Source organism: Sphingobium subterraneum (assembly GCF_014199435.1).
Classification (GTDB): Bacteria; Pseudomonadota; Alphaproteobacteria; order Sphingomonadales; family Sphingomonadaceae; genus Sphingobium; species Sphingobium subterraneum.
Map to the genome: position 1 here is coordinate 1,091,766 of NZ_JACIJP010000001.1, position 13,404 is coordinate 1,105,169.

Annotated in this window: 16 protein-coding genes; 7 read left to right on the plus strand and 9 right to left on the minus strand. The window is 62.8% G+C overall.

Annotated features, from left to right (window positions below):
* Positions 1-44 precede the first annotated feature (44 nt).
* Together FHS92_RS05295 and FHS92_RS05300 are read left to right on the plus strand one after the other, a co-directional pair.
* Positions 45-731, plus strand: coding sequence for a prolyl hydroxylase family protein (locus FHS92_RS05295; protein WP_184078132.1), 687 nt, complete (start codon positions 45-47; stop codon positions 729-731).
* Positions 732-875: 144 nt separating this feature from the next.
* Positions 876-1,346: an RcnB family protein gene (locus tag FHS92_RS05300; protein WP_184078134.1), complete on the plus strand. Its 471-nt coding sequence runs from the start codon at positions 876-878 to the stop codon at positions 1,344-1,346.
* A 59-nt stretch (positions 1,347-1,405) separates the two neighbouring features.
* On the opposite strand, the gene FHS92_RS05305 is transcribed toward FHS92_RS05300, so the two are convergent.
* Complete coding sequence (locus FHS92_RS05305) at positions 1,406-3,004, minus strand: lysine--tRNA ligase (protein ID WP_184078137.1); 1,599 nt, start codon at positions 3,002-3,004, stop codon at positions 1,406-1,408.
* A 144-nt stretch (positions 3,005-3,148) separates the two neighbouring features.
* Between FHS92_RS05305 and FHS92_RS05310 the strand changes: the two genes are divergently transcribed.
* The 3 genes from FHS92_RS05310 to FHS92_RS05320 all read left to right on the plus strand — a co-directional run bounded on the left by FHS92_RS05310 (position 3,149) and on the right by FHS92_RS05320 (position 6,909).
* Positions 3,149-3,535: a PilZ domain-containing protein gene (locus tag FHS92_RS05310; RefSeq protein WP_184078139.1), complete on the plus strand. Its 387-nt coding sequence runs from the start codon at positions 3,149-3,151 to the stop codon at positions 3,533-3,535.
* Between the two features lie 105 nt (positions 3,536-3,640).
* Positions 3,641-6,367 (plus strand): ATP-dependent DNA helicase, encoded by a 2,727-nt coding sequence (locus FHS92_RS05315; protein ID WP_184078842.1) that lies wholly within the window; start codon positions 3,641-3,643, stop codon positions 6,365-6,367.
* Entirely contained in the window at positions 6,364-6,909 is a 546-nt protein-coding gene (locus FHS92_RS05320) for a SixA phosphatase family protein (protein WP_184078141.1), read from the plus strand. Before FHS92_RS05315 ends, FHS92_RS05320 begins: the two co-directional genes overlap by 4 nt.
* 23 nt (positions 6,910-6,932) lie before the next feature.
* Here FHS92_RS05320 and FHS92_RS05325 read toward each other — a convergent pair whose 3' ends face one another.
* The 7 genes from FHS92_RS05325 to FHS92_RS05355 all read right to left on the minus strand — a co-directional run bounded on the left by FHS92_RS05325 (position 6,933) and on the right by FHS92_RS05355 (position 11,704).
* Complete coding sequence (locus tag FHS92_RS05325) at positions 6,933-7,304, minus strand: MerR family transcriptional regulator (protein ID WP_184078143.1); 372 nt, start codon at positions 7,302-7,304, stop codon at positions 6,933-6,935.
* A 50-nt stretch (positions 7,305-7,354) separates the two neighbouring features.
* Positions 7,355-7,648, minus strand: coding sequence for an integration host factor subunit alpha (locus FHS92_RS05330; RefSeq protein WP_184078145.1), 294 nt, complete (start codon positions 7,646-7,648; stop codon positions 7,355-7,357).
* A gap of 179 nt (positions 7,649-7,827) precedes the next feature.
* Positions 7,828-8,802, minus strand: a complete 975-nt coding sequence (locus FHS92_RS05335; RefSeq protein ID WP_184078147.1) for a beta-ketoacyl-ACP synthase III — start codon at positions 8,800-8,802, stop codon at positions 7,828-7,830.
* Positions 8,799-9,848 (minus strand): phosphate acyltransferase PlsX, encoded by a 1,050-nt coding sequence (gene plsX / locus FHS92_RS05340; RefSeq protein WP_184078149.1) that lies wholly within the window; start codon positions 9,846-9,848, stop codon positions 8,799-8,801. Before plsX ends, FHS92_RS05335 begins: the two co-directional genes overlap by 4 nt.
* Before the next feature lie 28 nt (positions 9,849-9,876).
* On the minus strand, positions 9,877-10,056 hold the full coding sequence (gene rpmF / locus FHS92_RS05345) for a 50S ribosomal protein L32 (RefSeq protein ID WP_184078151.1): 180 nt from the start codon (positions 10,054-10,056) through the stop codon (positions 9,877-9,879).
* A 235-nt stretch (positions 10,057-10,291) separates the two neighbouring features.
* Positions 10,292-10,981, minus strand: a complete 690-nt coding sequence (locus FHS92_RS05350) for an MBL fold metallo-hydrolase (protein ID WP_184078153.1) — start codon at positions 10,979-10,981, stop codon at positions 10,292-10,294.
* Between the two features lie 45 nt (positions 10,982-11,026).
* A complete protein-coding gene (locus tag FHS92_RS05355) occupies positions 11,027-11,704 on the minus strand; it encodes a S24 family peptidase (RefSeq protein ID WP_184078154.1) in 678 nt (225 codons plus the stop codon).
* A 130-nt stretch (positions 11,705-11,834) separates the two neighbouring features.
* Between FHS92_RS05355 and FHS92_RS05360 the strand changes: the two genes are divergently transcribed.
* Positions 11,835-12,020, plus strand: coding sequence for a hypothetical protein (locus FHS92_RS05360; protein ID WP_184078844.1), 186 nt, complete (start codon positions 11,835-11,837; stop codon positions 12,018-12,020).
* Positions 12,017-12,493, plus strand: a complete 477-nt coding sequence (locus tag FHS92_RS05365) for a hypothetical protein (RefSeq protein ID WP_184078156.1) — start codon at positions 12,017-12,019, stop codon at positions 12,491-12,493. The genes FHS92_RS05360 and FHS92_RS05365 overlap by 4 nt, the downstream gene beginning before the upstream one ends.
* Before the next feature lie 3 nt (positions 12,494-12,496).
* On the opposite strand, the gene FHS92_RS05370 is transcribed toward FHS92_RS05365, so the two are convergent.
* Complete coding sequence (locus tag FHS92_RS05370) at positions 12,497-13,399, minus strand: hypothetical protein (RefSeq protein WP_184078158.1); 903 nt, start codon at positions 13,397-13,399, stop codon at positions 12,497-12,499.
* Between the last annotated feature and the right edge of the window lie 5 nt (positions 13,400-13,404).

Consider the following 13,404-nt stretch of genomic DNA (forward strand, 5'->3'; position numbering starts at 1 on the left):
CAAGTCGTCTTGCAACCCCCGCACCCTGATGGCATCTCTGGATGATGACCAACACGATTTACGATGACGGCGCGTCCGCCTCACCCGCCCGGGCGAAACTCGGCGCGAAAGTGCGGGCAAAGCTTTCCCGCAATCCCATGGTCACGCGAATCGCCAATCCGAAGCTCGAAATATTCGGCCGCGCCCATTTCGCCACCCCCCAGGAGTGCGCGGCCATGCGCGCGATGATCGATGCGGGCGCCGAGCCGTCGGCATTGTTTTCCGGCAGCAGCGGTTCGGAATACCGGTCCAGCTATAGCTGCCACCTCGACGCCCACGACCCGCTCGTCATCGGCCTCACCAATCGCATTGTCGCCCTGACAGGCCTCGACCCTACCACCGGCGAAACCATTCAGGGGCAGCGCTATACGCAAGGACAGGAATATCGCCTGCATTGCGACTATTTCGGGATCACTGCATCCTACTGGCCGCGCATGCGCGCGCAGGGTGGTCAGCGCTGCTGGACGGCGATGATGTACCTGTCGGATGTTGAGGAGGGCGGCGAGACCCAGTTCGCGCAGTGCGGTTTCATGATCCCGCCGCGCGAGGGGATGATCCTGATCTGGAATAATCTGCGTCCCGACGGGTCGCCCAATCCGGACAGCCTGCATGCGGCCCTGCCGGTCGTGAAAGGAACGAAATATGTCCTCACCAAATGGTTTCGCGAACGGCCATGGACGCCCGGAAGTTAACAAAGAATTTTAACAGAACTTCTCAAGTCTTTCATTTGGATGAATTCTTCATTCCCGCAAGGTTCAGAACGACTCATGCATAAGGAACTCATCAGCGGCTCCCCCGTTGATGGCTCACTGTCCAACAAGCATGGGAGAAACAACATGCGAAAGACTATCATTCTTGCCCTCATGGCCGCAACCGCCGTTCCGAGCGTTGCCTCTGCACAGTCCCGCCAGGAAGTGCGCGAAAGCCGACAGGATCTGCGCGAAGAGCAGCGCGAATTGCGTGATGCGCAGCGCTACGGCGACCGCCGTGATGTTCGCGAGGAACGCCGTGACGTGCGCGACGCACGCCGCGAAGTCCGTGAGGACTGGCGCGATTACCGCGAGCGGAATCGCAATGTCTATGCCCGTGGCAACTGGCGCGCGCCGTGGCAGTATCGCCAGTGGAATGCCGGTGCGCAGCTGAGGCCGAATTACTATTCGTCACGCTACTATGTGAACGACTGGAACCGCTACCGCCTTGCCGCACCGGGCCGCAACCTGCGCTGGGTTCGCAACTATGACGACGTGCTGCTTGTCAACGTTCGGACCGGCCGAGTGGTCGAGGTTCACCGGAACTTCTTCTGGTAACACTCTTATTTAAAAAAGGGCGCTTCGGGAAACCGGGGCGCCCTTTTCCTTTATGCGACTTACTCCGTCAGCGCTTGCGCAATCAACCGGCGGCTGTTGGCAATGCCGTAGAGTGCGATGAAGCTCCCCATGCGTGGCCCCTGGTCGGCACCCAGCAAGGTCTGGTACAGCGTCTTGAACCAGTCGCGCAGTTGCTCGAACCCATAATGCGGATCCTTGCCGATCGCATAGACGATGTTCTGAATATCCTCCGCCGTGGCATCATCGGGCAACGCGGCGAGCTGCGCATCGAGCTCCCGCAAAGCCAGAGCCTCGTTGGCGTCCGGCGCGCGGCGATGGAGGGTCGGCGCCACGAAATCCCGCGCATAATTCACCGCATTGCCGATCAGCGCGTCGAGGCGCGGGAATTGCTCGGGCGTCGCGTCGGGCGCATAGCGGGATAGGTAATCCCAGACGATCTTGCGGTCATCCAGCCCCGGCAGGCTGACGAGGTTGAGAAGCAGCCCAAAGCTGACCGGCATGGCCTGCGTCGGCACATCGCCGTCATGAATATGATGGACCGGGTTGCCGAGCTGCTTGTCGAGCGGCTGTTCGGCATAATTGCCCCGGAACTGCTCATACTCGTCCACCGCGCGGGGGATTACGCCGATGTGCAATTGCTTGGCGCTCTTGGGCTCACGATAGGCGTAAAAAGCAAGGCTCTCCTCGGAACCATAGGCTAGCCATTCTTCGAGGGAAAGCCCATTACCCTTTGATTTACTGATCTTTTCGCCTTTTTCATCAAGGAACATCTCGTAGATCAGACCCTCGGGCTTGCTGCCCCCCAGCACCTTGGCAATCCGTCCTGACTGCACCCCGCTGTCGGTCAGATCCTTGCCGTACATCTCGTAATCGACATCGAGCGCGACCCAGCGCATCGCCCAGTCGACTTTCCACTGCAGCTTCGCGCCGCCGCCCAATATGCAATGCTCGATGGTCTCACCATCCGCGTCGGTAAAGCGGATCGTTCCGGCATCGGCATCGACAACCTCGACCGGCACCTGCAACACGATGCCCGACTTCGGGCTGATCGGCAGCACGGGGGAATAGGTCGCCGCCCGCTCCGCCCGCAATGTCGGCAGCATGATATCCATGATCGCGCCGTAGTTGCGCAGAACGTTGCGCAGTGCATCGTCGAATGCCCCCGACCGGTACTGTTCGGTGGATGAGCGGAAATCATAATCGAACCCGAACCGGTCGAGAAACTCGCGCAGCATCGCGTTGTTGTGCGCCGCGAAGCTCTCGAACTTTCCAAACGGGTCGGGGATCGCCGTCAGCGGCTTGCCGAGATATTCGGTCAGCATCGCGGCATTCGGGACATTGTCCGGCACCTTGCGCAACCCGTCCATGTCGTCGGAAAAAGCGATCAGCTTGGTTGGAATGTCTGACAGCGCGTGAAAGGCGTTGCGCACCATTGTCGTGCGCAGCACTTCGTTGAACGTGCCGATGTGCGGCAGGCCGGACGGACCATAGCCGGTCTCGAACAGCGCATAGCCCTTTTCGGGCGCACGGTCGCGCAGCCGTTTGAGCACCCGGCGAGCTTCCTCGAAGGGCCAGGCCTTGGAGACCAAGGCGGCCTCGCGCAGGGCGGCGGACGGAACGGAGGGAGCTGCTGTCATGTTCGGGTCAACTTCTGTTGTGGTTGACGCCCCTTAGCCCCGCGGCGGCGGCAGTTTAAGCCTTTTTCGCGATGGCGGCTTTTTCTGGTCCCACCCTATTGGCTTTTAGCATTCCGTTAACCATGATTCCGGTACAATGGCAGCATGACGTATTCCGCTTCCCATCCCGAAACGCGCAAGAAGGCGCGCATCGCGGTCGATATTCCGGTCACGATCACGACCGTGCTCGACTCGTTTCCGGCGAATATCATCGACCTTACCGAATATGGCGCGCTGATCGCCGGTCCTGCCCCGCGCAAGGGAACGCAATTCCAGATCGACTATGAAGGTCAGACGCTGTTCGGCTTCGTGATCTGGGCGGAAATCGATCGCTTCGGCGCGCGCTTCCCGTTCAACCTGCACGACGGTCCGCTCTATCGGCGACTGGAACAGGCCCGCATCGGGCACAAGGCGACCGACGGGCTCGCAACCGGCTCCTGGTCTCCGGCGATGATGCCGCGCATTCCGGGCTTTGGTCGCCGTACCCACTGAACCATCGACGCGGGCTCTGGCCTGCGCGGCTTTCCATCGATTAGCGGTTGCCGCCGTCTGCTGCTCCGGTAAAGCAAAGGGGTGTCGGTCCCCGCTTCTCCGCTCCTGCTGCCTGTTCCCGCGCTGCATGCCAGCCATGCGGGCATCTGGCTGTGCGAGCCGGGCGCCGCGCCCGTGGCTATCTCGCGCGGGGAAGCCGTCGGCCGCGCCGCCGAAACACCCGTCATCCTTCTCAACGCGCCGCTGATCGGGCAGCGTTTGGGCTATTCCGACCTGTCCGGTCTCGACCTTCTGGAACTCTGGGCTTTCCTGTTCCCCGCCCGCTTCGTTGTGCCCACACCCAAGGGTCTGGCGGAAGCGCTCGATGTGCCTGTCCCGGCGCGCGAAATGGACGTACCGGCTTTTCTCCACAGCGCTGCGCAGGCGATGATCGCCGCCACGGCCCGCGCCGACTGGACGGAACGGGAAGGCGCATGGACCGCCGCGCAGGCGCTTCACAGGCTGCGCTGGCCATGGGCCCCGCTGGTCGGACCGCACATTGCCCGCCCGCAACAGGCGGAACGCTGGCTGTTTTCACGCCTTCCCGAATGGGAAGAGCAGGCCCCCCGCCCCTCGCCCCGGCCGCTTAGCCTCGATCCGGATGCCGTGCAGGAGCGGCTCGCCCAACTTGCCGGAAAGCAGGCCGAACCCCGACCCGGCCAGCGCGACTACGCCGAAGCAGCGGCCCGCACATTCTCTCCCCGCATGGCGCGCGACCGGCCCAACCTGTTGCTCGCCGAAGCGGGTACGGGCATCGGCAAGACCCTCGGCTATCTCGCGCCGGCATCCCTCTGGGCGGAGCAGGCGGGCGGAACGGTGTGGATATCGACCTTCACCAAGGCCCTGCAACGGCAGCTGGACAAGGAAACGCTGCGCCTCGCCCCCGGCGACGAAACCCACCGGCGCGGCAGGGTCGTGGTGCGCAAGGGACGCGAGAATTATCTCTGCCTCCTCAATCTCGAAGATGCGCTGCAGGGTGGGTTTTCCGGCCGCGCGGCGATCCTCGCGCAGCTCGTGGCGCGCTGGGCGGGCTACAGCAAGGACGGCGACATGGTGGGCGGCGACCTGCCCGGCTGGCTGCCCACGCTATTTCGCCGCAACGGCACCACCGCCCTTAGCGACCGGCGCGGCGAGTGCATCTATGCCGGGTGCCCACATTACCGGAAATGTTTCATCGAGCATGGGGTACGTGCGTCGGCTCAGGCCGATATCGTTGTCGCCAATCACGCATTGATGATGGTCAACGCCGCGCGCGGACGCGACGCTGCCGCTCGGCCCACGCGCATGATTTTCGATGAAGGCCATCATATCTTCGACGCGGCCGACTCGACCTTCGCGCTGGCGCTGTCCGGGCAGGAAAGCATCGAACTGCGCCGCTGGATCATTGGACCGGAAGGCACAGCGCGCGGGCGCAGGCGGGGCCTGGCCGCGCGATTGTCCGACCTCGCCAGCTACGACGCGGAAGGTGCGATCGCGATCGAGCAGGCGCGCGCCGCCGCGATGGCGCTGCCCTCGGACGACTGGCTGAAGCGCGTGGTCGCAGGGGAACCTTATGGTCCCGTGGAAGCCCTTCTCGCCGCCGTCCGGGGCGAAGTCTACGCTCGCAGCGAAGACGGCCGGGACGCCGACGCGGGCTATGGACTGGAAACCGAACTGGCCGATCCCGATGGCGCGCTGGTCGATGCCGCGATGGCGGCCGCCGCCAGCCTCGACGCCCTGCTGCGTCCTCTCAACACGCTGGGCAAGCGGCTGGAGGCGGTCATCGAGGACGCGCCCGACTGGATGGATGCCCCCGCAAGGGCGCGTATCGAGGGGGCGATCGCCTCGCTGGTGTGGCGAGCGGATCTTGTGTCGGGCTGGCTGGCCCTGCTCGCGCGCATCGGCGGTCCGGCCGACCCGGATTTTGTCGACTGGTTGGCTGTCGACCGGTTCGAGGGGCGCGAGTACGACATCGGCATCCACCGCCACTGGCTCGATCCGACCCGTCCCTTCGCGGAGACCGTCCTCAAACCCGCGTCAGGCGTCATTGTGACCTCGGCCACGCTACGCGGCGGCGGCGACTGGAACAGCGCACAAGCCCGCAGCGGCGCGCTCCATATGGAACAGGAGCCTGCCCGGTTCGAAGCGCCCAGCCCGTTCGATTATGGGCGGCAGGCGCAGGTGCTGATCGTTACCGACATCAAGCGCGGAGACGTCGGCGCAATGGCGGGCGCCTATGCGCGACTGATCGAAGCCGCGCAGGGCGGGACTCTCGGTCTGTTTACCGCGATCCGAAGGCTGCGCGCCGTGCATGCCCGCATTGCCGACCGTCTGGCACGCGCGGGGTTGCCCCTCTACGCCCAGCATGTCGACCCGATGGACACCGGCACGCTTGTCGACATCTTTCGCGACGATCCACGCGCGTCCCTGCTCGGCACTGATGCTTTGCGGGATGGGGTGGACGTGCCCGGCCACTCGCTGCGCCTGCTGGTGATGGAGGGGGTACCCTGGCCCAAGCCGACCGTCCTGCATGCCGCGCGCCGTCTCGCGCATGGCGGAAGCCGTTATGACGACGAAATCATCCGCGCGCGCCTCGCCCAGGCCTTCGGTCGCCTCATCCGCCGCGCAGACGACATAGGGACCTTCGTCATCCTGTCTGCGGCCATGCCCAGCCGATTGCTATCCGCCTTCCCGCCTACGGTCCCCATCCACCGTCTTACACTGGACGAAGCAATCCTATCGGTAAGCGAACGACTTGGATTTGAAATGCCTTTGGTGCATCAGGCGGAGGAATCGGGGATGAGCCAATTATGAAAAGCCTGACGCTGCTACGCCACGCCAAATCCGGGTGGGATGATCCCGTTGCGCGGGATTTCGACCGCCCAGTGAACGAAAAAGGCAAGAAAGCAGCGGAAATGATGGGCCGCTATGCCCGCGAGCAGGGCATGCAGTTCGACCTTATGCTCTCTTCCCCCGCCGTGCGCTGCGGCGATACGCTGGACGCGTTTTTCCTGGGATATGGCGACGCTATCGATCCGCACTGGGACCGGCGCATCTATCTGGCCTCCTCCTCCACGCTGCTCGATGTGCTGCACGATACGCCAGCCGATATCGACCGCGTCATCATGGTCGGCCATAATCCCGGGCTTGAAGATCTGATCCTCGACCTGGTGCCCGATGACGGATCGTCCTCCCTGCGCGACGCGGTGGAGGCCAAGTTCCCAACCGCGAGTATAGCCGTGATGGAATGGGACGGCGACGACTGGAACAGTCTGGGAAAGAGCCCGGCACGGCTGACCCTTTTCAAGCGGCCGCGTGACCTCGACCCCACCTTGGGTCCAGACGCCAGCGATTAAAGCAGAGGCTGGATGCGCAGCCGTTAATCGGTGTCGGACAGCGCTTCGGCCAGCACGGCGCGGACCGCCTGAAGGCGTTGGAGCAGATCAACGGATGTCTGCTGTGCGCTGCCCTGGACCGTTTTCGCGAGGAGGACAGGTGCCACTTCCGCCTGGTCCCTTGCCGCCAGCGCGAGCTGGGCGCCTTTCACGGTACGCCCCTCGATCTGCAGCAGCCGATGGATTTCCCGGACAAGCTCGACATCTTCCGGGCGATAATAACGGCGATTGCCCGCGCGCTGGAGCGGACGGAGCTGGGGAAAGCGCCCTTCCCAATAGCGCAGCACATGTTGCGGCACCCCCAGTTCCGCCGACAATTCACCGATTGTCAAAAATGCGCCCGCCTGCTTTGCCATGGTTCGATGTTGCACCGGCACGCCGTTGTCGGTCAAGCCTGGCGCATCATTCAGCGGGCGATCCGGTCGCGCAAGGTCTGGCTAGCGCGAAACGTCAGAACGCGACGCGGCGCAATCGGAACAACGACACCGGTTTTCGGATTACGCCCCACGCGTTCCGTCTTGTCGCGCAAGACGAATGTCCCGAAACCGGAAATTTTCACGTTATTGCCATCCACAAGCGCGTTGCATATCAGGTCGAGAATCGCTTCAACGATCGTGGCAGATTCCGCCCGGGATAGTCCGATTTGGACATTTAACCGCTCGGCTAAATCCGCTCTTGTCAATGTGCTGATATCTGTCATGCTGTCCCCACAAACCCCGATTTCCCCACTTGCCAGCCGCCCAAGCGACAGGCCAACGCGTTCATTCCACGATATGCCGCTAATTTGCAAGGCTAGACAAGCCGGACTAAGGTCGGATGTCGGTCCGTTTTGGGGCGATTCAGATGTAAGTCGAAACGATTTCATCGATTTTGTATAAACTAGACACGCAGTACGCACGCGCCCCAAGTAAAGCCCCCGCCCATCGCTTCGAGCACGACCAAATCGCCGCTCTTGATTCGCCCGTCGCGCACCGCGACATCGAGCGCCAGCGGGACCGACGCAGCCGACGTGTTGGCGTGCTGATCGACGGTGACGATCACCCGCTCAGGGGCCAGCCCCAGCTTGCGTGCCGTGGCATCCAGAATGCGGGCGTTCGCCTGATGTGGAACCACCCAATCGATCTGATCGACGGTCAGTCCGGCATCCTCCAGAACTTCCCGCATGACAGAGGCCAGGTTCGTTACCGCATGCCGAAATACTTCCTGACCGCGCATGCGCAGCTTGCCGACGGTGCCTGTCGTGGAAGGACCACCATCGACAAACAGCAACTGGTTGTGCCGCCCGTCCGCGTGGAGCCGCGATGCCAGGATACCCCGGTCTTCGCTGGAACCCTCACCATCCTCCGAGCCGAGCACAACCGCACCCGCGCCGTCGCCAAACAGCACGCAGGTCGTCCGGTCTTCCCAGTCCAGGATCCGACTGAACGTTTCCGACCCGATCACCAGCGCCTTTTGCGCCGCGCCTGAGCGGATCATGCTGTCCGCAACGGTCAGCGCATACAGGAAGCCCGAACACACCGCCGCCACGTCGAACGCGATGCAGTCGTCGATACCGAGTGCGGCCTGAACCAGCGTCGCACTGGCGGGAAATGTCTGGTCTGGAGTCGCCGTCGCCAGCACGATCAGACCGATTTCACTCGCGTCGATTCCCGCCGCCGCAATCGCCCGGCGCGCGGCGTCGGCCGCCAGCGTAGCGGTTGTCTCGCCCGGCGCCGCAATGTGGCGCGTCCGAATGCCGGTGCGTTCCACGATCCATTCGTCGCTCGTGTCGACGCGTTCGGCCAATTGCGCGTTGCTTACGGCGTCGGCGGGTAGGGCCGATCCAGTGCCCAGCAATATCGAGCGACGTGTCATTGGGTGAGCGACTCCGCTTGGACCCCGGCAGAAACATTGGCCATATCGTCCGTAATCCTGCGCGTGATGTCCGCCTCCAGCAACCGCGCCGCCACATGAACCGCGTTGGCGACGCCCGTTGCGTCCGCGCTGCCATGGCTTTTTACCACCACGCCGTTGAGACCAAGGAACACGGCACCATTATGCACATTGGGGTCGAGATGATGCTTGAGCAGATGCATCGCCGGTTTTGAGATCAGAAAGCCGATCTTCGAACGCACCGAGCTGGTGAACGCGCGCCGTAACAGGTCGGTGACAAACCGCGCGGTGCCCTCGGCTGTCTTGAGCGCCACATTTCCGGAAAACCCGTCGCTGACGATCACATCGGTTTCACCCGATCCGATCTTGTCGCCCTCGGTGAAGCCATCAAACTGCATCTTGAGCGTGGTTGCCGCGCGGAGGATGGCGGCGGCGTCGCGAATCTCATCCGTGCCCTTAAGCTCTTCCGTGCCGATGTTGAGCAGGCGCACACGGGGTCGATCCAGATCCATGAGCGCGCGCGCATAGGCCGCACCCATCACCGCGAACTGCACCAGATTGCGGCTGTCGCATTCGGTGTTCGCGCCCAGATCGAGCATCACGACATCGTTCGCGCCCAATGTCGGTAATAAGGCTGCCAATGCGGGCCGGTCGATCCCCGGCATGGTGCGCAGCGCAACCTTCGCCATTGCCATTAGCGCGCCGGTATTGCCGGCGGACACCGCAGCGCCCGCCTCGCCCGACTTAACGGCCCGGATGGCCAGTCCCATGGACGTGCTGTTCGCTTTGCGCAACGCGGCGCTTGGCTTGTCGCTGCCATCGACGATCCCATCGCAATGGATGATCGTCGACGCCGCTTTCAGATTGGGATGATTTTCCAGCGCCGCCCGGATACGGGCTTCGTCGCCAAACAGGCTGAAGCGCAGACCATCATGCCGACGACGAGCCTGTGCGACGCCCGCCATCATGATGCGCACGCCCTCGTCGCCGCCCATCGCGTCTATGGCGATATGCGGCCTGCCTGTCACTTATTCCCCCCCGCGGAGTAAGTTACCGTTATGCTCCGACGGCAATTACTTCACGACCATTATAATGGCCACAGCTGTTGCACATGTGATGCGGACGCTTCAGTTCGCCGCAGTTCGAGCATTCCTGAAACGACTCGACCGTCAGCGAATCGTGGCTACGGCGCATGCCGCGCTTGGAAGGAGAAGTTTTCCGCTTTGGGACAGCCATGTCGGCACCTGTTTTCCGTAAGTGTCAATATCCAGACGAATCTCTGAGCCAAATGACCTGTCGATGACAGCGGGATTACAGCAAAAGCTGCAACCCGTTTGGACCGGATTATCGCGAAGTCCTGCGCCTATAGCTGTTTTTCGCGGAGGCGCAAGCCATTCCTTGCACCACGGCCAGCCATCGGTTGCGCTCGGCGGTTTCTCGCCGGACGCCTATCCGCTCATGGAGAAGCGGGTCAGAGAACCGCTCCATCCCTGCGGCCCAGGACACGGTCCGCCACAAATCCATTGGTTGCCCGCTCATGGCCAAAGGTGCTCATCGGGCCATGCCCAGGCACGAACGCCGTATCATTACCCAGCGGCCATAACCGCCCGGTGATCGCATCGATCAGATCCTGATGATTGCCCATCGGGAAATCCGTCCGGCCGATCGATCCCTGAAACAATACGTCTCCTACAATCGCGAGGTGCGAGGGCGCATGGTAGAACACGACATGTCCGGGGGTGTGGCCGGGGCAATGGAGGACATCAAGCGTGAGCTCGCCCACCTGCACCGTGTCCCCCTGCACCAGCCACCGGTCGGGTTCGAACACTTTCCCGTCGATGCCATAGGAACGGCCATCATCTTCCAAGCGCGCAATCCAGAAACGGTCCGCCTCATGCGGCCCCTCAATCGGCACGCCCAGTTCCTGCGCCAATGTTCCCGCCTGCCCGCAATGGTCGATATGGCCATGGGTAACGAGGATCTTCTCGATCGTCACACCGTGCTGCGCGGCGGCGGCCTTCAAGCGGTCCAGATCGCCGCCCGGATCGACGAAGGCCCCGCGCATGGTCTTCGTGCACCATAACAGGGTGCAGTTCTGCTCGAGCGGTGTCACCGGAACAATGGCAGCGCGAAGCGGCGGCAAGGTGTTGGTCGTGTCCATTGCCCACATGTGGGCAAAAGGCGCGATCGTTGCAACCGCCCGTCGTCAGTTCATCCGCCGTCCGGCCCACACCACGCGCCCGACGATATCGATCAGCGCCGGATCGATATCCGGCCAATTGGGATAATGCGGATTGTCGCTCGAAATCGATAGTGCCCGCCCCTTTTGCCGCGGCATCACAGCGACGCGCTTTACCATCAACGCGCCATCAAGACGCAGCACATAAATGCCGTCGCGCAACCGATCCGTTCCATCTGCGCGATTGACCATGATGTCGTCGCCATCGGTGAGCGTGGGCGCCATGGATTCGCCCGAAACCTGAATGATCGAAAGATTGTCGGCGCTGACGCCGAAGGATCTCAACCATTTTGGATCAAATGCGATCGCGCCGGACGAGTGTTCATCGACATTGAGCGCGCCTCCACCCGCCGACGCGCCAATCGACAAGCGCTGGACGACCGCGAGCGCAGTTGGTGGTGGCCGTTTTACAGGATTGTTATAGGATTTTTCCTTAAAACCCTCCATCAGCGACGCCTCGTCTACACCGAAATAGCGCGCCAGAATATGGCGGTCCGCCTCGTCCAGCTTTCGAGGAGTCCCACGCTTGATAAACTGTTGAATATACGCGGGATTGCGCCCGATCATTTTGGATATGGCGCCATAGCTGTCGCCCTTGGCGGAAATCAGCCTTTCAAGGACCTGCCGGGGGGTACGATCATCCATAATGGCTTCATACTCGAAGGAAATTTCCTAGACAAGTAGGATTTTGCAGGAAATATAGGAATCATCCTATCCGCCTGCCCGTCAGAAGGCAATGGCGGAAGATCGACCACCAGCGAAGGAGAATGCGGCGATGCTGATCAGGAAAATTGAGACCTTTTTACGCGAATCGGGGATGGCGCCGACGCGCTTCGGCCGGGATGCGGTGCGCGATCCGCGCCTGGTATTCGATTTGCGCAATGGCCGCGAACCGTCCGCACGGATGACGAAAAGAGTAGAACATTTCATGAACATTTGGCGTGAGGAGGCCGCGCGATGACCGCATTTCCTCAGTCACGGCGGGCAGCCCCAGGGTATTCCGGCAGCATAACGGTCCCCCGCGTAAAGCCCCGCCCCCATGTCGTACCGGAAACCGCTGCGACGCGGGAAGTCTCCCCGCCGCAGTCCGGCGTCACACGCCGAGATCCGCTGGGCCGCCTTATCTCGCAGCTTGTCCAGCTGGCTGGACCGGATGCATATATGGCCGAAAGTACTAGTCGCCCATGGGCCAGCGCCACCTTCGTGGGCGCGCAGCATGTCCTGACACTGTGCATCGGTTCAGCCGAAAATTCGCACGAACATACGCTTGAACAAGTGGCGGACCGCTTCGCCCATGCTCTACCGGAAGCGGACTTCCGGATCCCCGGTCATATCGTTGCGGACATTGTCATCGACGAACGGCGCCGGATGGACGAGCGCTCTCCGGCGTCGGTCCAGTTCCGGATTACCGCCCTGACGATCGAGGACTGGTAAGGCTTAGCCCGCTTTTGCGGTGATGCCCCGCAGGGTGGCAAGGGCTGCCTGGAGGTCGTTGTCCTGTACCACCGGGGCGGCGGCCTCCAAGTCCGGAATGACCGGAGCAGGAGCAGATATTGAACCCGACACCTGATCGGCGATCGTCCGCAGCGTCGCGCTATCGAAGGGAACGGCGTTCTGCTGAGCCGCCGCGCGTTGCCGCGCAATGCCGCGCTCCAGCCGCTCGGCCAGTTCGCTGATGGTCGGCAGACGGTCGCCCACTTCCGTACCGTCCCGCGGTTCAGCCCGGGGCGTGCCAGCACCCATCGTCGCCCCGATGCGCTCCATTTCCGCCTTGATGGCCTCCCAGGGCATTGGTTCGGGCGTACGCGGCATGTCGAGTCCCTCGGCGTCGACAACGACGCCGTCCGGCATGACATCATCTTCGCCATGCATGATGGAAGTCGAGGGCTCCACATCGACGGAGGGGGCCTGCGCCAGATCGCGGCTGGCAAAGATAGGCGAGCGCGCCGGCGCATCCGGATGCGCATCGGCCCGGCGTGCCACGGGCGCGTTGCGGTCACTCTCCCGGCTCTCCGCCCCGGAGTCACCCCTGCGCGCGAACGCGGTCAGTCTGGAAAATGCCGATGCCATGGATAGTCCCCTCTTCTCACTCTTTGCTTCATCAACGCGCGACGACCGCGCACCCAGCGTTGCCACCACACCGGCAGCGAACACCGCTGCGCTGCCTGCGACCAACAGCCGCGCGGTCATTCCGAGCGGTGGCGCGGCAGCCGGAATCCATTCCGAAACGCCGCTGCTCGCCAAAAGCATTTCGAGCATGGGCACGGGCACCGTGAAAGCCGCGACCCCCGCCCCCGCCCCGGCCAGAGCCACCAAAATTCCTGTTGGTTTTCCGTTCACGTCCT

What these genes read in the sequence shown, in the direction of transcription:
- FHS92_RS05365 (WP_184078156.1), top strand. Translation starts at nt 12,017, where the DNA reads ATGACCGCATTTCCTCAGTCACGGCGGGCAGCCCCAGGGTATTCCGGC.
- FHS92_RS05330 (WP_184078145.1), bottom strand. Translation starts at nt 7,648, where the DNA reads ATGACAGATATCAGCACATTGACAAGAGCGGATTTAGCCGAGCGGTTA.
- FHS92_RS05355 (WP_184078154.1), bottom strand. Translation starts at nt 11,704, where the DNA reads ATGGATGATCGTACCCCCCGGCAGGTCCTTGAAAGGCTGATTTCCGCC.
- FHS92_RS05295 (WP_184078132.1), top strand. Translation starts at nt 45, where the DNA reads ATGACCAACACGATTTACGATGACGGCGCGTCCGCCTCACCCGCCCGG.
- FHS92_RS05320 (WP_184078141.1), top strand. Translation starts at nt 6,364, where the DNA reads ATGAAAAGCCTGACGCTGCTACGCCACGCCAAATCCGGGTGGGATGAT.
- FHS92_RS05300 (WP_184078134.1), top strand. Translation starts at nt 876, where the DNA reads ATGCGAAAGACTATCATTCTTGCCCTCATGGCCGCAACCGCCGTTCCG.
- FHS92_RS05325 (WP_184078143.1), bottom strand. Translation starts at nt 7,304, where the DNA reads ATGGCAAAGCAGGCGGGCGCATTTTTGACAATCGGTGAATTGTCGGCG.
- rpmF (WP_184078151.1), bottom strand. Translation starts at nt 10,056, where the DNA reads ATGGCTGTCCCAAAGCGGAAAACTTCTCCTTCCAAGCGCGGCATGCGC.
- FHS92_RS05360 (WP_184078844.1), top strand. Translation starts at nt 11,835, where the DNA reads ATGCTGATCAGGAAAATTGAGACCTTTTTACGCGAATCGGGGATGGCG.
- FHS92_RS05350 (WP_184078153.1), bottom strand. Translation starts at nt 10,981, where the DNA reads ATGGACACGACCAACACCTTGCCGCCGCTTCGCGCTGCCATTGTTCCG.
- FHS92_RS05310 (WP_184078139.1), top strand. Translation starts at nt 3,149, where the DNA reads ATGACGTATTCCGCTTCCCATCCCGAAACGCGCAAGAAGGCGCGCATC.
- FHS92_RS05335 (WP_184078147.1), bottom strand. Translation starts at nt 8,802, where the DNA reads ATGACACGTCGCTCGATATTGCTGGGCACTGGATCGGCCCTACCCGCC.
- FHS92_RS05305 (WP_184078137.1), bottom strand. Translation starts at nt 3,004, where the DNA reads ATGACAGCAGCTCCCTCCGTTCCGTCCGCCGCCCTGCGCGAGGCCGCC.